The 25,133-nt window shown below is 70.4% G+C and carries 21 protein-coding genes; 12 read left to right on the top strand and 9 right to left on the bottom strand.

Translation table 11 applies throughout. The features are described from left to right. Positions 1-161: 161 nt before the first annotated feature. The 4 genes from AAFF41_RS13815 (at position 162) to AAFF41_RS13830 (ending at position 3,853) form a co-directional block, all read left to right on the top strand. On the top strand, positions 162-992 hold the full coding sequence (locus AAFF41_RS13815; protein ID WP_343324016.1) for an AAC(3) family N-acetyltransferase: 831 nt from the start codon (positions 162-164) through the stop codon (positions 990-992). A gap of 46 nt (positions 993-1,038) precedes the next feature. Then, positions 1,039-1,962 carry an ABC transporter ATP-binding protein gene (locus AAFF41_RS13820; RefSeq protein WP_067733685.1) on the top strand — a complete coding sequence of 308 codons (924 nt, stop codon included), beginning with the start codon at positions 1,039-1,041 and terminating at the stop codon, positions 1,960-1,962. Between the two features lie 50 nt (positions 1,963-2,012). Then, positions 2,013-2,729 (top strand): ABC transporter permease, encoded by a 717-nt coding sequence (locus AAFF41_RS13825; protein ID WP_319748369.1) that lies wholly within the window; start codon positions 2,013-2,015, stop codon positions 2,727-2,729. Between the two features lie 116 nt (positions 2,730-2,845). Further along, positions 2,846-3,853 (top strand): COX15/CtaA family protein, encoded by a 1,008-nt coding sequence (locus AAFF41_RS13830; protein ID WP_319748207.1) that lies wholly within the window; start codon positions 2,846-2,848, stop codon positions 3,851-3,853. 2 nt (positions 3,854-3,855) lie between these two features. Here AAFF41_RS13830 and AAFF41_RS13835 read toward each other — a convergent pair whose 3' ends face one another. From AAFF41_RS13835 to AAFF41_RS13845, 3 genes are all read right to left on the bottom strand, one after another. Further along, positions 3,856-4,962: an amidohydrolase family protein gene (locus tag AAFF41_RS13835; RefSeq protein ID WP_054235904.1), complete on the bottom strand. Its 1,107-nt coding sequence runs from the start codon at positions 4,960-4,962 to the stop codon at positions 3,856-3,858. 203 nt (positions 4,963-5,165) lie between these two features. Continuing rightward, the gene (locus AAFF41_RS13840; RefSeq protein WP_054235905.1) at positions 5,166-5,522 is read right to left on the bottom strand and encodes a hypothetical protein; all 357 of its coding nucleotides are present in this window, start codon (positions 5,520-5,522) and stop codon (positions 5,166-5,168) included. Between the two features lie 95 nt (positions 5,523-5,617). Then, positions 5,618-6,571 carry a heme o synthase gene (locus tag AAFF41_RS13845; RefSeq protein ID WP_343326286.1) on the bottom strand — a complete coding sequence of 318 codons (954 nt, stop codon included), beginning with the start codon at positions 6,569-6,571 and terminating at the stop codon, positions 5,618-5,620. Positions 6,572-6,950: 379 nt separating this feature from the next. Between AAFF41_RS13845 and tkt the strand changes: the two genes are divergently transcribed. Genes tkt through pgl form a run of 5 tightly spaced genes read left to right on the top strand, consistent with a single transcriptional unit; the run spans position 6,951 to position 13,556 of the window. After that, complete coding sequence (gene tkt, locus AAFF41_RS13850; RefSeq protein ID WP_319748208.1) at positions 6,951-9,038, top strand: transketolase; 2,088 nt, start codon at positions 6,951-6,953, stop codon at positions 9,036-9,038. A gap of 34 nt (positions 9,039-9,072) precedes the next feature. Continuing rightward, the gene (gene tal, locus AAFF41_RS13855; protein ID WP_319748209.1) at positions 9,073-10,191 is read left to right on the top strand and encodes a transaldolase; all 1,119 of its coding nucleotides are present in this window, start codon (positions 9,073-9,075) and stop codon (positions 10,189-10,191) included. A 4-nt stretch (positions 10,192-10,195) separates the two neighbouring features. Continuing rightward, positions 10,196-11,719, top strand: a complete 1,524-nt coding sequence (zwf, locus tag AAFF41_RS13860; RefSeq protein WP_319748210.1) for a glucose-6-phosphate dehydrogenase — start codon at positions 10,196-10,198, stop codon at positions 11,717-11,719. Continuing rightward, a complete protein-coding gene (gene opcA / locus AAFF41_RS13865) occupies positions 11,716-12,777 on the top strand; it encodes a glucose-6-phosphate dehydrogenase assembly protein OpcA (protein ID WP_343324017.1) in 1,062 nt (353 codons plus the stop codon). Before zwf ends, opcA begins: the two co-directional genes overlap by 4 nt. Beyond that, positions 12,774-13,556 (top strand): 6-phosphogluconolactonase, encoded by a 783-nt coding sequence (gene pgl, locus AAFF41_RS13870; protein WP_319748212.1) that lies wholly within the window; start codon positions 12,774-12,776, stop codon positions 13,554-13,556. The genes opcA and pgl overlap by 4 nt, the downstream gene beginning before the upstream one ends. Positions 13,557-13,624: 68 nt before the next feature. Here the strand turns inward: pgl and AAFF41_RS13875 are convergent, their stop codons facing one another. From AAFF41_RS13875 to AAFF41_RS13895, 5 genes are all read right to left on the bottom strand, one after another. Continuing rightward, positions 13,625-14,464, bottom strand: a complete 840-nt coding sequence (locus AAFF41_RS13875) for a carbohydrate ABC transporter permease (protein WP_060898342.1) — start codon at positions 14,462-14,464, stop codon at positions 13,625-13,627. Further along, complete coding sequence (locus AAFF41_RS13880) at positions 14,461-15,819, bottom strand: ABC transporter permease (RefSeq protein ID WP_319748213.1); 1,359 nt, start codon at positions 15,817-15,819, stop codon at positions 14,461-14,463. Before AAFF41_RS13880 ends, AAFF41_RS13875 begins: the two co-directional genes overlap by 4 nt. 5 nt (positions 15,820-15,824) lie before the next feature. Further along, the gene (locus AAFF41_RS13885) at positions 15,825-17,150 is read right to left on the bottom strand and encodes an ABC transporter substrate-binding protein (protein WP_319748214.1); all 1,326 of its coding nucleotides are present in this window, start codon (positions 17,148-17,150) and stop codon (positions 15,825-15,827) included. A 69-nt stretch (positions 17,151-17,219) separates the two neighbouring features. Continuing rightward, complete coding sequence (locus tag AAFF41_RS13890; RefSeq protein ID WP_343324018.1) at positions 17,220-18,857, bottom strand: glycoside hydrolase family 13 protein; 1,638 nt, start codon at positions 18,855-18,857, stop codon at positions 17,220-17,222. A 210-nt stretch (positions 18,858-19,067) separates the two neighbouring features. Then, on the bottom strand, positions 19,068-20,339 hold the full coding sequence (locus tag AAFF41_RS13895) for an ABC transporter substrate-binding protein (protein ID WP_319748216.1): 1,272 nt from the start codon (positions 20,337-20,339) through the stop codon (positions 19,068-19,070). A 189-nt stretch (positions 20,340-20,528) separates the two neighbouring features. On the opposite strand from AAFF41_RS13895, the gene AAFF41_RS13900 reads away from it, so the two are divergent. Genes AAFF41_RS13900 through AAFF41_RS13910 form a run of 3 tightly spaced genes read left to right on the top strand, consistent with a single transcriptional unit; the run spans position 20,529 to position 24,111 of the window. Next, complete coding sequence (locus tag AAFF41_RS13900) at positions 20,529-21,044, top strand: PadR family transcriptional regulator (RefSeq protein ID WP_060898347.1); 516 nt, start codon at positions 20,529-20,531, stop codon at positions 21,042-21,044. After that, positions 21,041-21,814 carry an ABC transporter ATP-binding protein gene (locus tag AAFF41_RS13905; RefSeq protein WP_097284200.1) on the top strand — a complete coding sequence of 258 codons (774 nt, stop codon included), beginning with the start codon at positions 21,041-21,043 and terminating at the stop codon, positions 21,812-21,814. Before AAFF41_RS13900 ends, AAFF41_RS13905 begins: the two co-directional genes overlap by 4 nt. Before the next feature lie 5 nt (positions 21,815-21,819). Further along, the gene (locus AAFF41_RS13910) at positions 21,820-24,111 is read left to right on the top strand and encodes an FtsX-like permease family protein (RefSeq protein WP_319748217.1); all 2,292 of its coding nucleotides are present in this window, start codon (positions 21,820-21,822) and stop codon (positions 24,109-24,111) included. A 19-nt stretch (positions 24,112-24,130) separates the two neighbouring features. Here the strand turns inward: AAFF41_RS13910 and AAFF41_RS13915 are convergent, their stop codons facing one another. Next, a complete protein-coding gene (locus AAFF41_RS13915; RefSeq protein ID WP_319748218.1) occupies positions 24,131-25,075 on the bottom strand; it encodes a hypothetical protein in 945 nt (314 codons plus the stop codon). Positions 25,076-25,133 lie beyond the last annotated feature (58 nt).

Here is a 25,133-nt window from a genome sequence, read left to right on the forward strand (position 1 = left end):
AACGCCATTGTTGCGTAATTCCCTGGAGCCTGACAAGCCGCGCCCCCGGAGGCGGGCGGTGCGCTACATCACTTAGGTATACCTAAGGCGACCTGCGGCAACGGTCTTTGATCGATCAATTCGCTGGCTTCGGGACCGGCTCTCCGCAAGACTCGGGAACCATGTCGACACCCCCTCCGACCGGCCCACTCGTCACGCGCGAGACCCTCGCCGCGCAGCTTCTGGAGCTGGGCGTCCAGCCAGGAGAAACGCTTCTCGCCCACTCCTCCCTGAGTGCCCTCGGCTGGGTCAACGGCGGCCCGGTCGCCGTCGTCCAGGGACTGCTCGACGCGCTGGGTCCCGACGGCACGCTGGTGGTCCCCACCCAGTCCGGGGACCTCTCCGACCCGGCGCTGTGGACCAATCCGCCCGTACCCGAGGAGTGGTGGTCGCCCATTCGGGCGACGATGCCCGCCTACGACCCTCTCGTGACGCCCAGCCGCGGGGTCGGCGTGATCCCGGAGACCGTCCGCACCTGGCCCGGCGCCCTGCGCAGCGCCCATCCGCAGACCTCCTTCGCGGCCCTAGGCCCCCGCGCGGCACAGATCGTCGAGGGGCACGCCCCCGACTGCCGACTCGGCGAGCGCAGCCCACTGGCCCGCCTGGAGGCCCTCGACGCCCGGGTGCTCCTGCTCGGCGCGGGCTACGACACGTGCACCAGCTTCCACCTCGCCGAATACCGCATACCGTCCCCGCTCGTCGAGGTGGGACGCCCGGTGCGCACCCCCCAGGGAACGACCCGCTGGGAGGTCGTCACGGAGGTCTCCGTCGACTCCGACGGCTTCGACGAACTGGGCTCCGACTTCGAACGGGACCGCCCCGTCGTACGGGGCCGGGTGGGCGCGGCCGACGTACGCCTGTTCCCGGTGGCCGACGCGGTGGCGTACGCGGAACGCTGGCTGGCACTGCACCGCCCCCGCGACGAATGGGGCGTACCCAGGACCGCCTCCTGAACCCCGCCCGACCGATCACCCGACCGGCTCCCTAGACTTGCGCCTCATGCGAAGCGAGCCCGTGGTCCAGGTCCAGGCCCTGGTGAAGCGGTACGGCGACAAGACCGCGGTGGACGGCCTCGACCTGGTGGCCGAGGCGGGCATCACCGCCGTACTGGGCCCCAACGGGGCGGGCAAGACGACCACGGTCGAGACCTGCGAGGGGTACCGGAAACCGGATTCCGGCACGGTACGCGTCCTGGGCCTCGACCCGGTGAGACAGTCCGGGCAACTCCACTCCCGCATCGGCGTGATGCTCCAGTCCGGCGGGGTCTACTCCGGTGCCCGCGCCGACGAGATGCTCCGCCATGTGGCGAAGCTCCACGCCCACCCCCTGGACGTGGACGCGCTCATCGAACGGCTCGGCCTCGACAGCTGCGGCCGCACGACCTACCGGCGGCTCTCGGGCGGCCAGCAGCAGCGCCTGGCGCTCGCGATGGCCGTGGTCGGCCGCCCCGAACTGGTCTTCCTCGACGAGCCGACCGCGGGCCTCGACCCGCAGGCCCGCCGCGCCACCTGGGACCTCGTCCGCGATCTGCGCGCCGACGGCGCCTCGGTCATCCTCACCACGCACTACATGGACGAGGCCGAGCAACTCGCCGACGACGTCGCGATCATCGACGCGGGCAGGGTCATCGCGCAGGGCTCCCCCGAGCAGCTGTGCCGCGGCGGCGCCGAGAACACCCTGCGCTTCACCGGCCGTCCGGGGCTCGACGTCGGCTCCCTGCTGAAGGCCCTGCCGGCCGACTGCACGGCAGCCGAACTGACGCCCGGCTCGTACCGGGTGGGCGGCAAGATCGACCCACAGCTGCTGGCCACCGTCACGTCCTGGTGCGCCCAGCACGGGGTGATGCCGGAGAAGATCTCCGTCGAACGCCACACCCTGGAAGACGTGTTCTTGGAACTGACCGGCAAGGAGCTGCGTTCGTGACCACCGCCGGTACCTACACCCCGAAGCCGGGGGCGGCCCCGCTGCCCCGGATGATCGGCGCGCAGGCCGCGCTCGAGACGAAGATGCTGCTCCGCAACGGTGAGCAGCTCCTCCTCACGGTGATCATCCCGACACTCCTGCTGGTCCTGTTCAGCTCGGTCGACATCATCGACACCGGCAAGGGCAAGTCGGTCGACTTCCTGGCCCCCGGCATCCTGGCACTCGCCGTGATGTCGACCGCGTTCACCGGACAGGCCATCGCCACCGGCTTCGAGCGGCGCTACGGGGTCCTGAAGCGGCTCGCCGCCTCCCCGCTGCCCCGCTGGGGCCTGATGACCGCGAAGACGGCGTCCGTGCTGGTCACGGAGGTCCTCCAGGTCGTCCTGCTGACGGCGATCGCCTTCTCGCTGGGCTGGTCGCCGCACGGCAACCCGCTGTCCGTCCTGCTCCTGCTGGTCCTCGGCACGGCCGCCTTCTCGGGCCTGGGCCTGCTGATGGCCGGCACGCTCAAGGCGGAGGCGACGCTCGCCGCCGCGAACCTGGTCTTCCTGCTGCTGCTCGTGGGCGGCGGTGTGATCGTCCCGATGGACAAGTTCCCGGCGGGCGCCCAGGACGTGCTCGGCCTGCTGCCCGTCTCGGCGCTCTCGGACGGGCTGCGGGACGTCCTCCAGCACGGGGCGGGCCTGCCGTGGCGCGACCTCGGGATCCTGGCCGTGTGGGCGGTCGTGGGCCTGGGAGCGGCGGGCAAGTTCTTCCGCTGGGAGTGACTGCGGGGGTGAGCGACTCCCGGTGTTCCGGGTGTACGGGCCTACGAGACGGGCTGAGGTGGCGATTTGCGTAGGTGCGGGGGCCTCGTGAAGGCGTGCACAAGCGGACGCCTACGATGGGGCCCGTGCCAAACGTGACCCGAGCCGACGCCGTAGCCTTCGCGCGCAACCCGCTCGCCCTCATCGCCGAACGCTGGACCCCGACCTCCCGGACGGTTCGACGAGCGGCCCTCGCCGCGCTCGTCATGTCGGTGGTCATCGTGGTCACCGGCGGCGCCGTACGGCTGACCGGTTCGGGCCTCGGCTGCCCGACCTGGCCCAAGTGCACCGACGACTCGCTCACCACGACGAGCGCGATGGGCTTCCACGGAGTCATCGAGTTCACCAACCGCATGCTGACCTACGTGCTGTGCGCGGCGGTCGGCTGGGCGATCATCGCCGCGCGCTCCGAGAAGCCCTGGCGGCGCGACCTCACCCGGCTCGGCTGGACGCAGTTCTGGATCGTCATGAGCAACGCGATCCTCGGCGGCGTCGTCGTCCTGGTCGGCCTCAACCCCTACACGGTCGCCGCGCACTTCCTGCTCTCCACGGCGCTCATCACGGTGGCCACGGTGATGTGGCAGCGCACGCGCGAGGGCTCCGCCGAGCCGCGCCCGCTGGTCGGCAAGGCGGTGCAGCAGCTCGTGTGGTGCCTGGTCGCCGCCGCCATCCTGCTGATCGCGGTGGGCACGGTGGTCACCGGCGCGGGTCCGCACGCGGGCGACTCCAGCGAGGTCGAACGCATGGCCGTGAACTGGGAGACCGTCACCAAGCTGCACGCCGTGCTGGCCTGGATCGTGGTCACGCTGACCTTCGCCCTGTGGTTCGTCCTCAAGGCCGTCGACGCTCCCAAGGGCCCGCTCGACCGCACCCGCGAGCTGTTCCTGATCCTGCTCGGCCAGGGCGTCATCGGCTACGTCCAGTACTTCACGGACCTCCCCGAAGCCCTGGTCGGCCTCCACATGTTCGGCGCCTGCCTGGTGTGGATCGGCGTCCTGCGGGTCCTGCTGTCGCTGCGCGAACGCCCGGAGGCCGCGGCGGAACTGCCGGGTCCTGCCGCGGAATCGGCGCTCACGCGCGCGTAGGCTCACTCCACCCCGTACACCCGCCGGGCGTTCCCCGCCGCGATCAGGCCCGCCACCCGCTGCGCGTCCACCAGCGACCAGGCGCCCTCGGCGACCCAGGTGCCCAGCACCCGGGCCAGCGCCTCACGGAACAGGCGCGCGCCGACGACGTGCAGTTCGGGCAGACCGTGTGCCCCGCTGGAGAACAGGAGCTTGCCGAAGGGGGCCAGCTCCAGGATCTCGGAGAGGACGGCCGCCGCCCGGGCTCCCGTCCGCACCAGCGCGGCACCCAGGTCGGCGTAGACGTGCGGGAAGACCCCGGCGAGGTGCGCCGCGTGCCGGTGGTACGGGTAGCCGTGCAGGAGGATGAGATCCGTGCCGAGCCCGGCCGTGGCACGGGCGAAGTCGGTGAGCAGCACGGGGTCGGTGCGGTCGATGCGCAGACCTGGTTCGCCCAGGCCGGCGTGGAGCTGGAGAGGCAGCCCCGAGGCGACCGCGATCCACAGCAAGTGGCGCAGCAGAACCGGGTCGCTCAGCGCCCCGCCCACCCGGCGGTCCGCGAGCCAGCGGCCCGCCGCGCCCCGCACCTCTCCCGGTCCCGGCGGCTCGGGCGCGAGCGCCAGACCGTGGCGTCCCCCCGCGACCGACGTGAAGGCGACGGCGTTCGCGGCGGCTCCGTGGACGGACTCGGCGAGATTGGCGAGGAAGGACTCGACGGTGCCCGAGGTGTCCGCGACCTGTTCCGCCAGCAGCTCCAGGCGGACGATCTCATGGGCGTGGGCCGCGCCGGTCGAAGCCATCTCGCCCGGTCCCGTCAGGTCCCCGGGCAGCCCCGTGTCGACGAGATACGTCGTGATGCCGCTGCCGCGCAGGAGTCTGCGCCCCGACTCCAGGACGCCGAGTTCGCGGCGCCGGGCCAGATAGCGGGCGGGCGGACAGTGCGGCTCCAGACCGAGCAGGGGCGGGCACCAGCGGCGTACCGCGAAGCCGGTCTGGGTGTCGAAGAAGGTGGTGCCGGGGGCCGGGGGGCCCTCGGTTCTGGCGAGGTGGGCCTCGAAGGTGCCGAGGCCCAACTCCGTCCTCAGTACGCCGTGGCAGTACTGGTCCACCAGGGACGGCGTTTCGATCATCCGGACTCCCCGCGACTGGACCGTTGCGTTCTTCAGGTCCTAACGGGTGAGGCGGGCGTCAGGTGTTGGTGAAGCGCAAGGCGTACCAACAGCTGACGGATGACAGCCGACAGATGACACCTGACGAGTGACAGCTGACAGAAATCAGCTGACGGATATCGAATGACAGATAACAACTATCAGGTGACAGATAACAGATATTGTCAGCCGTTACTCGGCGCCCCCAGCTGAATCCCCGCCATCCTCTTCCACTCGTACGGCCCCGTCTTGATCTTCGCCGCGAACTCACCGTCGAACGTCTCGTGAACAGTGATCCCGGCCTTCTTGACGGCCTCTTCGGCGATCGTGAAGGTGGGCGCCACCACGTCCCCCCAGGCACCGTCCGCGCCCACGAGGACGATCCGGGCGCCGCGCTGTCCGATGTACTCGACGTGTCCCTCGGTCCCGCCGTGCTCCTTGGCGAAGGCGTTGATCCGCTGGGCGAGCTTGGCCGCCTTGCGCTCGGCCTTGACGTCCTGGGCGGCGCCGGTGGTCTCGTCAACCTGCTGCGTGTCTGCCATGGCCAGGATGCTACCGACGGGTAGATCAAACGGCGACGGGCGGGGTACGTGGCTTAGCCCACGTACCCCGCCCGTGAAGATCCGCCGGACGGCGCCTAGCGCAGGAAGGGGTCCACCGCGACAGCGACGAACAGGAGCGACACGTAGGTGATGGACCAGTGGAACAGCCGCATCTCCTTGAGCTTCCCACCGGTCACCTCAGCCTTGGCGCGGTTCTGCAGACCGTGCGCCTCCCACAGCCAGAACCCGCCCGCGCCGAGCGCGACCAGGGTGTAGAACCAGCCCGTGTAGCCGAGCGGGGTGAGCAGCAGCGAGACCGCGACCATCACCCAGCTGTAGATGACGATCTGGCGGGCGACCACCTTGTTGGAGGCGACGACCGGAAGCATCGGCACGCCCACGCGCGCGTAGTCCTCCTTCACCTTCATGGACAGCGGCCAGTAGTGCGGCGGCGTCCAGAAGAACATGACGAGGAAGAGGAGGACCGGCGCCCAGGACATGGAGTTGGTGACGGACGACCAGCCGATGAGCACCGGGAGGCAGCCGGCGATGCCGCCCCAGACGATGTTCTGGGAGGTGCGCCGCTTGAGGATCATCGTGTAAACGACGACGTAGAAAAGGAGCGCTCCGAGTGACAGCCACGCGGACAGCCAGTTGACGGTCAGCCCGAACAACAGGGTCGAGACGACCGCCAGCGTGATCCCGAAGGCCAGGCACTCACGCGGGCTGACCATGCCGGTGACCAGTGGCCGCTGCGAGGTGCGCTCCATCAGGGCGTCGATGTCGCGGTCGATGTACATGTTCAGCGCGTTGGCGCCGCCCGCCGACAGAAAACCGCCGAGGCAGGTGAGCAGGACCAGCTTGAGGTCGGGTACACCCTGCTGCGCCAGGAACATCACCGGAACGGTGGTGATCAGCAACAGTTCGATGATTCGCGGCTTGGTCAGCGCCACGAACGCCTTCACACGGGCCCCGAACGGCCGGTGGCTTGGGCTGCTGCTCGTCCCGAGCACCCCCGCTGGACGGGATTCGACGGCCGTCACGCACACCCCTGACAGAGACATCCCAGCAAGCCTCCGGGTGTGAACTCCCCGTAAAGGCTCGCGCGTACCACGCCACTGTAGACGTTGCCTATACCTCGGCCTTCGCGGGGGTGGGGTCGTGTTGGGAGCGGCCGCACCAGGGCGGGAAGAAGGGGTGCACGACGGGCGCGACGGAGCTCGATTGAGCACTCTTACGAGCGGCTCCGTATTCAGTTGCCGAACATGGAACGGACCAGTCGGGAGGCGGATCCCGGAGAGTCCCGGCAGTCTGGAATGACTCGAAAAAACGCACGTACCTACGGGGGTAGGCTCGACAACGGCCGGTGGGCGCCCAGTGCACCGGCATTCGACATGCGTGACATGTGGAGAGGAGCCCTGACCCAGGGTGAGCACCAAGCCGACCACCACAGACCTCGAGTGGACCGAGTTGGACCAGCGGGCCGTCGACACCGCCCGCGTCCTGGCCGCCGATGCCGTACAGAAGGTCGGAAACGGCCATCCCGGTACGGCCATGAGTCTGGCGCCTGCCGCGTACACCCTCTTTCAGAAGGTGATGCGGCACGACCCGGCGGACCCCGACTGGACCGGACGTGACCGCTTCGTGCTGTCCGCGGGCCACTCGTCCCTGACCCTCTACACGCAGCTCTACCTGGCCGGGTTCGGCCTGGAGCTGGACGATCTGGAGTCCTTCCGGACGTGGGGCTCCCGCACCCCGGGCCACCCCGAGTACGGGCACACCCCGGGTGTGGAGACCACGACCGGCCCGCTCGGGCAGGGTGTCGCCAACGCGGTGGGCATGGCGATGGCCGCCCGCTACGAGCGCGGTCTGTTCGACCCGGACACGGCGCAGGGCGAGTCCCCCTTCGACCACTTCATCTACGCGATCGCCGGTGACGGCTGCCTCCAGGAGGGCATCTCGCACGAGGCGTCGTCCCTGGCCGGTCACCAGAAGCTCGGCAACCTCGTCCTGCTGTGGGACGACAACCACATCTCGATCGAGGGCGACACCGAGACGGCGGTCTCCGAGGACACCGTCAAGCGGTACGAGGCGTACGGCTGGCACGTGCAGCGCGTCGCGCCGAAGCCGGACGGCGACATCGACCCGCACGCCATCTACAACGCGATCGAGGCCGCGAAGAAGGTGACGGACAAGCCGTCGTTCATCGCGATGCGCTCGATCATCGCCTGGCCCGCCCCGCACGCGCAGAACACCGAGGCCGCGCACGGCTCGGCGCTCGGCGAGGACGAGGTCGCGGCCACCAAGCGCGTCCTCGGCTTCGACCCGGAGAAGTCCTTCGAGGTCGCGGACGAGGTCCTCGCGCACACCCGCCAGGCTCTCGACCGCGGCCGTGAGGCGAAGGCCGAGTGGGAGAAGGGCTTCCAGGAGTGGCGCACCGCTCAGCCCGAGCGTGCCGCCGAGTTCGACCGGATCGCCGCGTGCGAGCTGCCGGCCGGCTGGGAGGAGAAGCTCCCGGCGTTCGAGGCGGGCAAGGGTGTCGCCACCCGTGCCGCGTCCGGCAAGGTGCTGCAGGCTCTCGGTGCGGTCATCCCCGAGCTGTGGGGCGGCTCCGCCGACCTCGCCGGCTCGAACAACACGACGATCGACCCGAACTCCTCGTTCCTGCCGGCCGACAACCCGCTGCCGGGCGCGAACCCGTACGGCCGCACGATCCACTTCGGCATCCGCGAGCACTCCATGGCCGCGGAGATGAACGGCATCACGCTGCACGGCAACACCCGTGTCTACGGCGGCACCTTCCTGGTGTTCTCCGACTACATGCGCAACGCCGTGCGTCTGTCCGCTCTGATGCACCTGCCGGTGACGTACGTGTGGACGCACGACTCCATCGGTCTCGGTGAGGACGGCCCGACCCACCAGCCGGTCGAGCACCTGGCCTCGCTGCGCGCCATCCCCGGCCTCAACGTCGTCCGTCCCGCGGACGCCAACGAGACCGCGATCGCCTGGCGCGAGATCCTCAAGCGCTACACGAAGGTCTTCGGCAAGGGCGCCCCGCACGGCCTCGCGCTGACCCGTCAGGGCGTGCCGACGTACGAGGCCGACGAGAACACGGTCAAGGGCGGTTACGTCCGCTTCGAGGCCGAGGGTGGCGAGCCGGAGGTCATCCTCATCGCCACCGGTTCCGAGGTGCACGTGGCGGTGGAGGCGCGCGAGCAGCTCCAGGCCGCGGGCGTCCCGACGCGGGTCGTGTCCATGCCGTGCGTGGAGTGGTTCGAGGAGCAGGACCAGGGGTACCGGGACAGCGTCCTGCCGCCGTCAGTGAAGGCGCGCGTCTCGATCGAGGCCGGTATCGGTCTGACCTGGCACCGGTTCGTCGGGGACGCGGGACGCATTGTTTCGCTGGAGCACTTCGGTGCTTCGGCCGACGGCAAGGTCCTCTTCCGTGAATTCGGCTTCACTGCCGAGAACGTCGCGGACGCCGCCCGGGAATCGATCGCCGCAGCCCAGCGCTGACGCTGATATACGACACGTAGGAGATGCAATTTCCATGACAGACGCACTGAAGCGCCTCTCCGAGGAAGGCGTCGCGATCTGGCTGGACGACCTGTCGCGCAAGCGGATCACGTCCGGCAATCTCGCCGAACTGATCGACCAGCAGCACGTCGTGGGCGTCACCACCAACCCGTCGATCTTCCAGAAGGCGATCAGCAGCGGCGACGGCTACGAGCAGCAGCTCGCCGATCTCGCCGCCCGCAAGGTCACCGTCGACGAGGCCATCCGCATGATCACGACGGCGGACGTCCGTGACGCCGCCGACATCCTGCGCCCGGTCTTCGACGCGACGCAGGGCCAGGACGGCCGGGTCTCCATCGAGGTCGACCCGCGCCTCGCCCACAACACCGGCGCGACCATCGCCGAGGCCAAGCAGCTGGCCTGGCTGGTGGACCGCCCGAACACGCTCATCAAGATCCCGGCGACCAAGGCGGGCCTGCCCGCGATCACCGAGGTCATCGGCCGGGGCATCAGCGTCAACGTCACGCTGATCTTCTCGCTGGAGCGCTACCGCGAGGTCATGGACGCCTATCTGGCGGGTCTGGAGAAGGCGAAGGCCGCGGGCCTGGACCTCTCCAAGATCCACTCGGTGGCGTCCTTCTTCGTGTCCCGCGTGGACACCGAGATCGACAAGCGGCTCGACGCCCTGGGCACCCCCGAGGCCAAGGCCGCCCGCGGCAAGGCGGCTCTCGCCAACGCCCGGCTCGCCTACGAGGCGTACGAGGAGGTCTTCTCCTCCGACCGCTGGGCCGCCCTCGACAAGGCGCAGGCCAACAAGCAGCGCCCGCTGTGGGCGTCGACCGGCGTCAAGGACCCGGCGTACAAGGACACCCTGTATGTCGACGAGCTGGTGGCGCCGAACACGGTGAACACCATGCCGGAGGCCACCCTGCATGCCACCGAGGACCACGGCGACATCACCGGCAACACCATCGCCGGTACGTACGAGCAGTCGCGTGCCGAGCTCGATGCGGTCGAGAAGCTCGGGATCTCGTACGACGACGTGGTCCAGCTTCTGGAGGACGAGGGCGTCGAGAAGTTCGCGGCGTCCTGGAACGACCTGCTCAAGTCCACAGAGGTGGAGCTCAAGCGCCTCGCCCCTTCGGAGGGCTGAAACCTTGTCAAGCAGCAATCCGCTGCGTGACCCCGCAGACCGACGGCTCCCGCGTATCGCGGGGCCGTCGGGCCTGGTCATCTTCGGCGTCACGGGCGATTTGTCACGTAAAAAGCTGATGCCCGCCGTGTACGACCTCGCCAACCGCGGGCTGCTGCCGCCGGGCTTCTCGCTCGTCGGCTTCGCCCGCCGCGAGTGGAAGAACGAGGACTTCGCCCAGGAGGTCCACGACGCCGTCAAGGAACACGCCCGTACGGAGTTCCGCGAGGAGGTCTGGCAGCAGCTCATCCAGGGGATGCGCTTCGTCCAGGGCACCTTCGACGACGACGACGCGTTCGAGCGGCTGCGCGCCACGATCGACGAGCTGGACAAGGCACAGGGCACGGGCGGGAACTTCGCCTTCTACCTCTCCGTGCCGCCGTCCGCCTTCCCGGTGGTCATCCAGCAGCTGAAGAAGCATCATCTGGCCGACCAGTCGAAGGGCTCCTGGCGGCGCGCGGTCATCGAGAAGCCCTTCGGCCACGACCTGAAGTCGGCCGAGGAACTCAACGCGATCGTGCACGAGGTCTTCGCCTCGGACCAGGTCTTCCGCATCGACCACTACCTCGGCAAGGAGACCGTCCAGAACATCCTGGCGCTCCGCTTCGCCAACACGATGTTCGAGCCGATCTGGAACCGGTCCTTCGTGGACCACGTGCAGATCACCATGGCCGAGGACATCGGCATCGGCGGCCGGGCCGGTTACTACGACGGCATCGGCGCCGCCCGGGACGTGATCCAGAACCACCTCCTGCAGTTGATGGCCCTGACCGCGATGGAGGAGCCCGCCTCCTTCGACGCGGACGCCCTCGCCGCCGAGAAGACCAAGGTCCTCGGCGCGGTCCGGATCCCCCGGGACCTGGGTCGCGACACCGTCCGCGGCCAGTACGCGGCCGGCTGGCAGGGCGGCGAGAAGGCCGTCGGCTACCTCCAGGAAGACGGCATCGACCCGAAGTCGAAGACCGACACCTACGCCGCGATCAAGGTCGAGGTCGACAACCGCCGCTGGGCGGGCGTCCCCTTCTACCTGCGCACCGGCAAGCGCCTGGGCCGCCGTGTCACCGAGATCGCGGTGGTCTTCCAGCGCGCCCCGCACTCCCCCTTCGACCACACGGCGACGGAGGAACTGGGCCAGAACGCGATCGTCATCCGCGTCCAGCCCGACGAAGGCATCACGGTCCGCTTCGGCTCCAAGGTGCCCGGCACCTCCATGGAGATCCGGGACGTCTCCATGGACTTCGCCTACGGCGAGTCCTTCACGGAGTCGAGCCCGGAGGCGTACGAGCGCCTGATCCTGGACGTCCTGCTGGGCGACTCGAACCTCTTCCCGCGCACGGAGGAGGTCGAGCTGTCCTGGAAGATCCTCGACCCGATCGAGCAGTACTGGGACAAGCACGGCAAGCCCGCACAGTACCCCGCGGGCACGTGGGGCCCCGTCGAGGCCGACGAAATGCTCGAGCGAGACGGACGGAGCTGGCGTCGCCCATGAAGATAGACCTCACGGACACCACGGCCAGCAAGATCAACAAGGCGCTGGTGCGGGGCCGCCGCGCCATCGGCACCCCCGCCGTCGGCATGGTGCTCACCCTCGTCATCGTCACCGACGAGGAGAACGCCTACGACGCCCTGAAGGCCGCCAACGAGGCGTCCCGCGAGCACCCCTCGCGCACCCTCGTGGTCATCAAGCGCGTCTCCCGCTCGCCCCGCGACCGCACGACGTCGCGCCTCGACGCCGAGGTGCGGGTCGGCGCGGACGCGGGCACCGGCGAGACGGTCGTGCTGCGGCTGTACGGGGAGGTCGCCGACCACGCCGACTCGGTCGTCCTGCCGCTGCTGCTGCCGGACGCGCCGGTCGTCGTCTGGTGGCCGGTGAGCGCGCCGCTCGACCCGGCCAACGACCCGCTCGGAAAGCTGGCCCAGCGCCGTGTCACCGACACCTACGCCGCCGAGGCGCCCGTACGCGAGCTCAACGCGCGTGCCGACGCCTACACCCCCGGGGACACCGACCTCTCCTGGACCCGCATCACGCCCTGGCGCTCGATGCTGGCCGCCGCCCTCGACCAGGTCGTCTGTGACGTGAAAGCGGTCGAGGTGGAGGGCGAGGAGTTCAACCCGAGCGTGGAGCTGCTCGCCATGTGGCTCGCGGACCGGCTGGACGTTCCCGTCAAGCGGTCCAAGTCCTCCGGCCCCGGCCTCACCGCCGTCCGCATGGAAACGAGCTGCGGCCCGATCGCCCTGCACCGCGGCGACGGCACCCTGGCGACCCTCTCCATCGACGGCCAGCCCGACCGTGCGGTGGCGCTCAAGCGCCGCGACACCTCGGAGCTGATCGCGGAGGAGCTGCGCCGGCTCGACCCGGACGACACCTACGCGTCGGCGCTGCGGTACGGGGTGGACCGGCTGAACGGGGCGACGGCCGAGGCCGTCGAGGAGGAGCCGGCCACGGCGAAGGCGACCGTCAGGACCGCCGCCGCCAAGGCGCCCGCGAAGAAGGCCCCCGCGAAAGCCGCCGCGAAGGCCCCCGCGAAGAAGGCGGCCTCCGAGTGAACACTCCGCAGCTCGTCGTGCACCGCGACAAGGAGCTGATGGCCCAGGCCGCCGCGGCCCGGCTGATCACCAAGGTCGTGGACGCGCAGGCCTCGCGCGGCTACGCCTCGGTGGTCCTCACCGGCGGGCGCAACGGCAATGGGCTCCTCGCGGCGCTCGCGGCCGCGCCCGCCCGGGACGCCATCGACTGGGGCCGTATCGACCTGTGGTGGGGTGACGAGCGGTTCCTGCCCCAGGGCGATCCGGACCGCAACGACACCCAGGCCCGTGCGGCACTGCTGGACTCGGTGCCGGTGGACCCCGCGCGCGTGCATCCGATGCCCGCGTCCGACGGTCCCTACGGTACCGACGTGGACGCGGCGGCGGAGGCGTACGCGGCCGAGCTCGCGAAGGCAGCGGGCCCCGAGAACCACGGTTTCGTGCCCTCGTTCGACGTCCTGATGCTGGGCGTCGGCCCGGACACCCACGTGGCCTCGCTCTTCCCGGAGCTGCCCGCGGTCCGTGAGACGGAGCGGACGGTGGTGGGCGTGCACGGCGCTCCCAAGCCCCCGCCGACCCGGGTCACGCTCACCCTGCCCGCGATCCGTTCCGCCCGTGAGGTCTGGTTGCTGGCGGCCGGCGAGGACAAGGCGCAGGCCGCGGCGATCGCCCTGTCGGGCGCGGGCGAGGTGCAGGCCCCGGCGGCCGGCGCCCACGGGCGCTCCCGCACCCTGTGGCTCCTGGACGCGGCGGCGGCCTCCCAGCTGCCGCGCTCGCTGTACCCGCCGGCTTCGGCCTGAGCCCGAGAGACGGAGCCCCCGCCAAAGGACTGCGCAGTCTTTTGGCGGGGGTCTGCGGGCGCAGTCCCTCACTTCACCGACCCGGCCATCACCCCTTGCACAAAGTGCCGCTGGAACGCGAAGAACACCATCACCGGAACGATCAGCGATAGGAACGCCCCCGGCGCCAGGACATCGATGTTGCTGCCGAACTGCCGTATCTGGGACTGGAGTTCGACCGTCAGTGGCTGCGAGGAACTGTCGGCGAACAGCAGGGCGACCAGCATGTCGTTCCACACCCACAGGAACTGGAAGATGGCCAGGCTCGCGAGGGCCGGACGTCCGACCGGCAGCACCAGCCGGGTGAAGATGCGCCACTCGCTGCCTCCGTCCATCCGGGCGGCCTCCAGCATCTCCTTCGGCATCTCCGCGAAGTAGTTGCGCAGCAGGAAGATGGCGAACGGCAGCCCGTAGGAGACGTGGAAGAGCACCACTCCGGGAATCGTGCCGAACAGCCCCAGCGCACCGAAGAGTTTGGCGACCGGCAGCAGCCCGATCTGGACCGGCACCACCAACAACGCCACCACGACAAGGAAGATCGTGTCCCGGAAGGGGAACTCCAGCCACGCGAAGGCGTATCCGGCGAGCGCCGCGATCACCACGACGAGGACGGTGGCCGGCACGGAGATCAGCACGGTGTTCCAGAACGCCCGCGTCATCCCCGCATTGCCCAGGAGCGCGGAGTAGTTGTCGAAGGAGAGCTGACCGGGTCTGGTCAGCACCGTCCACCAGCCTCCCTCGGCGGTGTCCTGCGCCGAGCGCATCGAGGAGAGGAAGAGCCCTGCGAGCGGGGTGACCCAGACCAGGCCGACGATCACCAGGAACGCCTGCACCAGGCCGTTGCCGAGCCCCCGCCTGAGCGCGTTCATCGTTGACTCCTTCGGAAGCGGCGGACGTTGAAGACCATGGCGGGAACGACCAGGAGCAGGAGGAGCACACCGAGTGCGCTGCCCAGGCCCTGGTTGTTGCCGCCGCCGAAGGACACCAGCCACATCTGGGTGGCGAGCACGGTGGCGTCCTCCTGCACGGGGCCTGGCGCGATGATGTAGACGAGGTCGAAGACCTTCATCACGTTGATCACGAGCGTGACGAAGACCACGGTGAGCACGGGTGCCAGCAGCGGCACGGTGATCCGGCGGAAGATCTGCCACTCGTTGGCGCCGTCCATCCGGGCCGCCTCCAGCGCGTCGCGCGGCAGGGCGGCGAGTCCGGCGCCGATCAGCACCATGGCGAAGCCGGTCCAGATCCACAGGTAGGCGCCGATGATGGCGGGGGTGACCAGCGCCGGACCGAGCCAGGACACGCCCTCGTACGGCGGGCTGAAATTCGACGCGGGCAGCCGCACGGTGTACGAACCGGGGTCCAGCCCCGAGAAGCGGAAGGAGCCGTCGGCCGCGGTGGTCGTGCTCGCGACCGTCTCCCCGTCGCGCGCCGCCTCGACCTTCATCTCGGGCAGTCCGCTCTCCCCGCGGTCGACCTGGCCCTGTTTCCCTCCCCCGCCGGGTGTGAAGTCCAGGTAGACGACACCGCGCAGCTCGTCCCGGGCCGCCTTCTGCCCTGCGGCCGCGTAGGCGGGCTTCGCGTCCTTCGGCAGGTCCTTGGGGAGGACGCCGACGAGGCCGAGGCCGACCGTGTGGCCGGGCGAGGCGGAGGCGGTCGTACGGTACGAGCCGTCGGCGCCCTTGGTGAGGCCTCGGCCGTCGCGGGCGCGGGCGGTCGGATAGGACGAGGTTCCCTCGAACGCGTCGTGGACGCCGACCACGGCGGCGTTCAGGACACCCTTGTCGGGGTCCTCGTCGTATGCGAGCCGGAAGATGATGCCGGCGGCCAGGAAGGAGACCGCCATGGGCATGAACAGCAGCAGCTTGAACGCGGTGGCCCAGCGGATCTTCTCGACCAGGACCGCGAGCACCAGGCCGAGCCCGGTGAGCAGCGTCGGCGCGACGACGACCCAGATGGCGCTGTTGCGTACGGCCTTGAGCGTGGCCGGGTCGCGGAACATCTCGGTGTAGTTGTCGCCGCCCACGAACCGGCTGCCGGAGGCGTCGAAGAAGCTGCGCCCCACGGAGAAGACCACGGGGTAGACGACGAGCGCGCCGAGCAGGAGCAGGGCGGGGAGGACGAAGACCAGGGCGATGATCCGGCCACGGCGCCTGGCGCGCCGTCTGTGGTCGGCCATGCCGACGGCCGGAGGCTTCGCCTCTTTCACGAGGGTGGCGGTCATGACGATCAGCCCTGGTACGCCTTGGCCGCGGCCTTCTCCAGGTCGGCCGCGGTCGCCTTCGGGTCCGAGGGGTCACGGAGGAAGTCCTGGAGGATCTTCCACTCGCCGGCGCCCTTGGTGCCGCCGAACGCGGCGGGGGCCTGGTCGGACATGTCGAAGCGGACCGAATCCCCGGCGGCGACCAGGGACTTGGCGGTCTCGCGGGCGACGTCGTCGCTGTAGGAGGCGAGGTCGAGCTTCTTGTTCGGGGAGAGGAAGCCGCCCGCCCCGGCCCAGACGGCGGCCGCTTCGGGGGTCGCCAGGTACTCCAGGAACGTCATGGCGGCCTTCTGGTTCTTGCCGTCCTTGAGGACCACGGCCGCGTCGCCGCCGCTGACCACGGGCGCCTTGCCGCCGTCGACCGCGGGGAAGGGGAAGAAGTTCGCGTCCTGGCCGATCTTCTTGCCGAACTGGTCCTTGGCGACCCCGGCGACGAAGTCGCCCTCGTAGACCATGCCCGCCTCGGGCTTGGGCCCGAAGACCTTCTCGACGGAGCCGGGGAAGTCCGTGTTCAGGGCCCCCTTCTGGCCGCCGGCCATCAGTTGCTTGTCCTTGAAGAGCTTGCCGAGGGTGGTGAGCGCCTCGACCACGGTCGGGTCGGTCCACTTCAGCCGGTGGGCGGCCAGGGCGTCGTACTTCTCCGGTCCCGCCTGGGAGAGGTAGATGTTCTCGAACCAGTCGGTGAGGGTCCAGCCGTCCTGTCCGGCGACGGAGAAGGCGGCGAGGCCCGAGTCGGAGACGGTGTGTCCGGCCTTCAGCATGGCGTCGTACGTGGTCGGCGGCTTGACACCCGCCTGGGCGAGCGCGTCGGGGCTGTACCAGACGGTCGACTTGTGGGCGGCCTTGAAGTACAGGCCGTACAGGGTGTCGCCGACGCTGCCGTACTTCTTCCAGACGCTCGCGTAATTGGTGTCGACGGACTGTTCGGTGGTCTTGGAGAGCGGCTTGAGCCAGCCCTCCTTCGCGAACTGCTGGAGGACGCCGACCTGCGGGACCATCACCACGTCGGGGGCGTTGCCGCCCTCGATCTTGCTGCCGACGACCGTGGAGACGTTGTCGCCGGTGGAGACGAACTGGGTCTTGGCGCCCGTCTTCGCGGTGAAGGCGTCCAGGACCTTCTGGAAGTTCTTCTGCTCGCTGCCGGACCAGACACCGGCCACGGTGATCGTCTGGCCGTTCAGCGACTTACCGCCGCCTCCGGCGGCCACGGGCCCGCCTCCGCAGGCGGTGGCGCCGAGGGCCAGGGCGAGGGCGGTGCAGCTAGCGAGCAGGGTCGTACGTCGTCGCATCATCGTTGATGTCCCTTTCAGGGCAGGGGAATTGACGGAAACCAGAGGAACGGAGAGCGGAGGAGGGGACGGTCAGGGATTCGTGCAGTCGCTGATCCACCAGGCCGCCGTCGAGCCGGGCAGCACGCCGGCCGGACAGGGGCCGCTGGACAGCAAGGGGGTGCCGGAGACCGGCGCGGGTGTGGGGGCCGTACCGAAGTTGACGGCGCACACCAGGCCGTCGCCGCGGACGAAGGCGAGGACGCCGGGCGGCGCCTGCAGCCAGCGCAGCGCGCCCTCGCCCAGCTGCGGAAGTCCGGCGCGCAGCTGGAGCCCGTCGCGGTACAGGTGCCAGAAGGAGCGGGTGTCGGCGAGCGCGCGGTCGGTGGCGTACTCGGCGAAGTAGGCGGGCTGCGGCAGCCACGGCTTGGCGCTCTCCGCGCCCGAGGTGAAGCCGAACGGCGAGGCGTGTCCGGACCAGGGCAGCGGAACCCGGCAGCCGTCGCGGATACGGGCGCGGCTGCCCGTGCGGCGGAAGATCGGGTCGGTCAGCACGTCGTCGGGCAGGTCGACGACCTCGGGCAGCCCGAGCTCCTCGCCCTGGTAGATGTACGCGGCTCCGGGCAGCGCCAGCATCAGCAGTGCGGCGGCGCGGGCACGGGCCGTGCCGAGGCCGCTGCCCTCGGTGCCGAGCTCGCCGTAGCGGGTGACGGTGCGGACCTGGTCGTGGTTGTTGAGGACCCAGGTGACCGTCGATCCGGTGCCGGCGATGTCCTGCATGGCCTCGGAGATGACCTTGCGGAAGGCGTCGGCGTTCCAGGGCGCGCTGAGCAGGTCGAAGAAGAAGGCCTGGTGGAGCTCGTCGGGGCGTACGTACTGGGCGTGTTCGCGGGCCGTCGGTACCGAGACCTCGCCGACCAGCAGCCGGTCGCGGCCGTCGCGCCCGGTGTACTCCTCGCAGACGGACCGCCAGTGGCGCCACACGTCGTGCACCTCGGGCCGGTTCCAGGCGAGCGGGTTGACCGAGTCGCGGGTGCGGGCGTCGGCCTCCGGGTCGGGCGAGTCCGGCAGGTCGGGGTGCTTGAAGAGGCCGGCGGCGACGTCGATGCGGAAGCCGTCGACGCCCCGGTCGAGCCAGAACCGCAGCACGTGGTCGAAGTGCGCGCCGACCTCGGGGTTGCGCCAGTTCAGGTCGGGTTGCTCGGAGGTGAACATGTGCAGGTACCACTGGCCGGGGTTGCCGTCCGCCTCGGTGACGCGGGACCAGGCCGGTCCGCCGAACATGGCGTGCCAGTTGTTGGGCGGCTCGGCGCCGTCCGGGCCGCGTCCGTCGGCGAAGTGGAAGCGGGCGCGGGCCGCGCTGCCCGGCTCCGCCGCGAGCGCGGCACGGAACCACGGGTGCTCACTGGAGCAGTGGTTGGGGACGATGTCCAGGAGCACCTTGATGCCGAGGCGTCGGGCGTCGGTCATCAGCAGGTCGAACTCGGCGAGGTCGCCGAAGAGCGGGTCCACGTCGCAGTAGTCGGCGACGTCGTAGCCGTGGTCGTGCTGCGGCGAGGGGTAGAAGGGGCTCAGCCAGATGCCGTCGACACCGAGCTTCTTGAGGTACGGCATGCCCGCGCGAACCCCGGCGAGATCGCCGATGCCGTCACCGGTGCTGTCCAGGAAGCTGCGGACGTACACCTGGTAGATCACTGCGTCGCGCCACCAGCGGTGCGTGTTGAGGGTCACCCGTTGGACCTGTCTGTGCGTGCCTGTGGTTATGCATGCATGTTAAGTAGGTGTGTCGCACGGGTGTCAACGAGTAAGCAGCATCAACCCGGCATCGACCGGGGAGTTGGTCCGTTATATGCAGACTTTTCGGACACGAAATCCAGAGATGGGATGCTCCCGTTACCTAACAAGTAACTAGCAGAGTGCCGACAAGGCACCGCCGGGGTGCTAGCGGCTCGAGATGGCCGCCAGCTCGCGCGCCAGCCGCCGTACCGCCGCGGACGGCGTCTCGTGCCCCGTCATCGCATCGTGGACCACGGCCTGAACGACCAGGCTGACCTGGTCGTAGCGCGGGCTCTTGGGGCGTGGGGCGGCCGCGAGGATGCTGGCGCGCAGCGTGGGCAGATAGGGGAACGCCCGGATCAGCTCCGGGTCCTGGTACAGCGCCGCCCGTACGGGCGGCAGCGCACCCTTGGTGAGGACCTGGCGCTGCGCCCGCTCGGTCGTGAGGTAAGCGATCAGGCGCGCGGCCGAATCGGGGTGCCGCGCATGTGTGTTGACGGCCAGGTTGGAGCCGCCCAGCACGCTCGTGCCCGGGCCGTCGGGTCCGGGCAGGGGGACCGCGCCGACCTTCCCGGCGACCGCCGATCCCTTGCCGGAAGCACCGACGTAGGCGTAGGGCCAGTTGCGCAGAAAGAGGAGGTGGCCGTCCTGGAAGGCCTGTTTGGACTCCTCTTCCTTGTACGTCAGCGCCTTCTTGGCAATCCAGCCGTCGCGCACGCCGTCGGCGAGGAACCCGATGCCCTCGCGGGCCGCCTCGGAGTTCACGGTGACGCGCTCGCCCTCGTCGCCGAGGATCGTGCCGCCCGCCGAGTAGACCGCCTCCGCCGCGTTCACGGTGAGGCCCTCGTAGGGCAGGAACTGGCCGGCGTAGCCGTCGAGTCCGTACTTCGGGGCGATGGTCCTCGCCTGTCGCTCCAGCTCGGCCCAGGTCCGCGGCGGCGCGACGCCCTCCTTGGCGAGGACGTCCTTGCGGTACAGGAGGAGTCCCGCGTTGGTGACGTAGGGGACCGCGTACAGCCTTCCGTCGTACGTCGCCGTGTCCACGACCGGCGGCAGGAAGCTGCGGAGCGGGAAGCGGCCGCGGTCCAGCGGGGAGATCCAGCCCGCGGCGGCGAACTCCGAGGTCCAGGCGACGTCGATGTTGAGGACGTCGAAGCGGCTTCTGCCACCGCCGCGCAGGTCGGTCGTCATCTGCGCGTGCGTCTCGTCGGCGGAGTCCGGGAGTTCGACGAGGGTGACCCGCTCGCCGGGATGGGTACGGTTCCACCCTTCGAGCAGTGGCCCCAGATAGCCGGTGAGGTCCCCCGCGGTCGCCAGGGTGAGCGGGCCGCGACCGCCGCCGTGCGCGCCGTCGGCGGGGGTGCCGGAGGTGACGTAACCGGTCAGGACCACCGCCGCGACCAGGAGGCCCCTACCGGCGGCACGTATCCACCGCATAGGTTCCTCCCTGTACACCGGCGTCGGGCACCTTCGCCCGGCGTCAGTGGCCATGTATACCTGTTAGGTATGGGCGATACTAGGGCCTGCGACACATTGGCCCTCCGGCCGCGTCGACCGGGCAACGGCCTGACATCGGTATGACATCGGTCTGCGGCACACGACAAGGATGCGGGGAGGAGAGCACGGGTGCGGCTGCCCCTCCTGGCCCTGCTGGCGCGAGGCCCGGCCCACGGGTACGAGCTCAAGCAGGACCTTGAGCAACTGCTGGGCTCCGCGTACCCTCAGCCCAACGTCGGCCAGATCTACGTCACGCTCGGCCGCCTCGAGAAGACGGGACTGATCGAGGGCGAGGAAGTCGAGCAGTCGAGCCGCCCCAACAAGAAGATCTACCACCTCACCGACACCGGGCGCGAGGCGCTGCAGGCCTGGTACCAGGAGACGGCGGACGAGCCCCGGGTACGGGACGAGTTCTTCATGAAACTCGCACTCGCCCCCACGACCGGCCTGGCCGACCAGATCGCCCTGATCAACAGGCAGCGGCGGCAGTATCTGAACACCATGCGCAACCTGTCGAAGCTCGCCGCGGCCGAGGACCGGGACAACCGCATCTCCCAGCTGCTGATCGAGGGCGCCATGCTGCACCTGCAGGCCGATCTGGACTGGCTGGAGCGCTGCCAGGAAGAACTGGAGGAGCTGGAATGAGCCACACCGCTCCTGTGCCGCGCGCCGAGGGTCAGGCTCCCTTGCTGCGCGCCGAGGGCCTGGTCAAGACCCACTACGGCGAGGGCGCCCCGGCGTATGCCGTGCGTGGAGTGGATCTTGCCGTGCGCCAGGGCGAGTTCGTCGCCGTCACCGGCCCGTCCGGTGCCGGCAAGTCGACGCTGCTGCATCTCCTCGGCGGCCTCCAGCGGCCCGACTCCGGCAGCGTCTGGCTGGACGCCGAATGCACCGACGCGTACAGCGAGGCGCGCTGGGCGGTGGAGCGGCGACGGCGCATCGGCATCGTCTTCCAGTTCTTCAACCTGGTCTCCAACCTGTCGGTCGCCGACAACGTGGAGCTGCCCGCCCTGCTCGCCGGGGTCTCCCCCAAGCAGGCGCGCGCCGAGCGCGAGCGACTGCTGTCCGAGCTGGGCCTGGCGGGCAAGGGACGCAGCATGCCCGGTGAGCTGTCCGGCGGCGAACAGCAGCGCGTCGCCCTGGCCCGGGCGCTGGTCAACCATCCGTCGCTCCTGCTGGCCGACGAACCCGCGGGCAGCCTGGACAGCAAGGGCACCCGCGAGGTGATGCGGCTGCTGTCCCGCTTCCACCAGCGCGGTCAGACCATCGTGCTCGTCACCCACGACGCCCGGCTCGCCAGCGCCGCGGACCGCGTGATCAGCTTCTTCGACGGCCGCATCGCCGACGACGCGGAACTCGACGGCACGCCGTCACGCGGCGCCGGGATATCCGGCGTGCTGGAACTGAGGGACTGAGCGGCGTGCGGGCCACTCTGCGCTGGGCGCATGCCGATCTGCGCACGCATCGGGGCGAGGCGCTGTTCATCGTGCTCGCCACCGCGGGAATCGTCACCTCGCTGCTGCTCGCCGCGGCACTCTTCGGATACGCGACGAACCCCTGGCAGCGCGTCTTCACACAGTCGCACGGCGCCCATGTGTGGATCCACACCGGCGCGTCCGCCGACGCCGGGCGGCTCGCCCGGCTGGACGGCGTCGAGTCCGTGGCGGGCCCGTACAGCACCGCGTCCGTCACCGTCGAGTCCCGCGGCACCCGTGCCTCCGTCGAGCTGCGCGGCGCCGTCGAGCCGCCGGCCACCGGTCGGCCGCTGCTCGTCTCCGGTCACTGGCTCGACCAGGGCCGGCCCGACGGAGTCGTCCTGGAGGAAAGCCTCGCCCGTGCGCTGTGGGCCGAGCCCGGGGACACCCTCACCGTGCCCGGCACCGCACGCACCCTGACCGTCCTGGGCGTGACCGACAGCGCCGAGCCGCGCTACCGCCCCGGCGAGCGGTCGGGGGTCGTCTGGGCGCTGCCCTCCGCGGTGCGGGGCGCGGACGGACGTACGGGCCAGATCATCGGTCTGCGCCTGACCGATCCCGGCGACACGGACTACGCCGTGCAGCGCGCGGTGACGACGCTCGGCTCCGGCGCGGTCACCCAGGTGTCGAACTGGCAGCAGGCCCGCGCCGAGGCCCAGGGCGACAACCGGCTGCTGGGACAGGTGCTCGGCCTGTTCGGCCTCGGGGCGCTCCTCGCCGCCGCGCTCGCCGTGTACGGCGCGATCGGCACCCGTATCCGCGGCCACCTGCGGGACATCTCGATCCTGAAGGCGATCGGGTTCACGCCCGGCCAGGTGGTGCGCATCTTCCTGATCCAGCACGTGGCGTACGCGTCGCTGGGCGCCCTGATCGCCGCCACGCTCACCCAGGCGCTGGGGAGCCGGATCCCCGGCCGCCTCGGTGACGCCCTGGGCGTCTGGCAGGGACTGCCCGGGCACACCGCGGCCCTGTTGGCGGTACCGGTGGCCGCGGTGCTCTTCATCGGCGCGACGACCGGGATCGCCGCGTGGCGGGCGGGCCGGGTGCCCCCCGTGCCGGTGCTGCGGGCCGCGGCACCCCCGGCCGGCCGTCTGTCGGGCGTGGCCCGCCGGGCACTCGGACTGCGGCTGCCCCCCGCGCTCGTGCTCGGCTGGCACCAGGCCTTCCCGCGGCGACCGCGCTCGCTGGCCACGGTCGCCCGGCTCGCCCTGCCACTGCTGCTGATCGTGGTCGCGCTGAGCGCCTGGACCACCATCGACCGCTTCCACAGCGAACCCGAGCGGATCGGCCTCGCGGCCGCGCTCACGGCACACCCGGACGAGGGCCTCGGCGATCCGGCAGCCCGCGCCCTGCTCGCCCGGAACGCACAGGTCACCGCCGTACACCCGGGCGCCGAGGTGGCCGCTCTGGTTCCGGGCCAGACGGCGACGATCGCACTGCGCGGGCTCGGTACGCACCGGGATCCGTATCCGTTCTCGCTGGCCGAGGGCCGCCCGGCCAGCGGGCCCGACGAGGCGGTGGCCGGTCAGGGGCTGCTCGACCTGCTGGACGTGCGCGTCGGGGACTGGGTGCGGATGACCGTCGGCGCGCGCCCGCAGATCCTGCACATCGTCGGCCGCAGCATCGAGCCGGAGAACGGCGGCCGCGTCATCTCCACCTCGCTCGACACCCTGCGCGAGAACGACCCGGAGCTTCGCCCGACCCTCTACGAGCTCCAGTTGCGCCCCGGCGCCGACCCGGGCAGGGTCGCCGCCGAGCTGACCGCGGCCGGGCACGGGCACCTGGACGTGCACGCCGTGACCAACCCGGCCGACGGTCTCTCGCCGCTGCGCGGCGTCGTCGTCGGACTGATCGCCGTACTGGCCCTCATCGGGCTCATCGAGCTGCTGACCACGGTCGGCGGCACCGTGCGCGAGGGCGAACGGGATCTGCTGGCGCTCAAGGCCATCGGGCTGTCCCCGCGGCAGATCACGGCGGTCACCGTCACGGCCACCGCCTGCACCGCGCTGGCAGCGGTCCTCGCGGGTACGGCGCTGGGGCTGCCTCTGGCGCACTGGCTGATCGACGTCCAGGGGAAGTCGAGTGGGATCGGCGCCGGTATCGCCCGGGGGCCGTCCCCGCTTCTGCTGTCCCTGTTCGGTCTGGCCGCGGTCCTGGGCGCCGCCGCCCTCGCCGCGCTCCCCGCGGGCCGCGCCGCCCGACGACGGCTCGCGGACACCCTGAGCGCGGTGGCCTGAGCCCGGGACCCGAGCGCCGTCAGAACCGGTGCGGGTTCTGCTGGTGGTACGGGTTCCGCGGTCCTTGGTTGTAGGAGTTCTGCGGTCCCTGGTTGTACGGGTTCCGCTGCCCCGGCGCACAGGGGTAGCCCTGGTTGTGCGTGTACGCCGGACCCGGCCCGTACGGGTTGCCCTGCGGCGGCAGGTACCCGTACGGCGGGACAGGCGGAGCCGACGGGACAGGCGGAGGCAGTGTGGCCGGATGCGCCCCCAGGCGTATCCCGTGCCGCCTCCGCAACCGGTACATCTCCAGCGCGGCGATCCCCGTGACCGTCACCGGCGCCCCCAGAATGAAGACGAACCCCATCCCAAGACTGAGCCCGTGCAGATCTCCCGTCGCGAGGTCCGGAAGGGCCATCAGCCACGTCGTCACGGTGGCGAGCAACGGCGGCAGACACCGATGCACCGCGGCCGTACCGAAGAAGTTGCCGGACACCTTCACCGCACCCGAGCCGACGAACCCGGTCAGCCAGATCGCCACCAGCCCCAGCACCAGGGCGAACCCTCCGACCCCGGCGGCGAGCCACCACATCAGCACGGTCAGGACGATGGACCCGACGAAGGCCAGCAGCAGCTTGAACGAGTTGCCGAGCGGTACCCGCAGCTGCCGGACCGTCCCGGTGCGCCGCCAGACGAAGAGCATCACCCCGACGGTCAACGGCGTGATGAACAGCAGCACGGCGGACGCCGTCAGCATGTTCTGCAGCATTTCCGTGAAGGCGAACCCGCCTTGCACGAAGGTGTAGACACCGACCGCCGCGACCGCCCCGGCGATGACCCGTACCCGCTTGAGCCGCTCCACCCCCGGATCGACCGCCTCCGGGATCCACGCCGGATGGAACACCGCCTCCGCGACCCGCTTCGGCTTCAGAAACGACCTCGCCGTCAGCGTTCCGCCCGTCCAACTCCCTCGCGAACCAGTCAACTTCCGCTCCCCCGAGCCTTCATCCGCATGATCGCCCGGGAGTCTACGGGAAGCGGGC

Source organism: Streptomyces mirabilis, assembly GCF_039503195.1.
GTDB classification, from domain to species: Bacteria; Actinomycetota; Actinomycetes; order Streptomycetales; family Streptomycetaceae; genus Streptomyces; species Streptomyces mirabilis_D.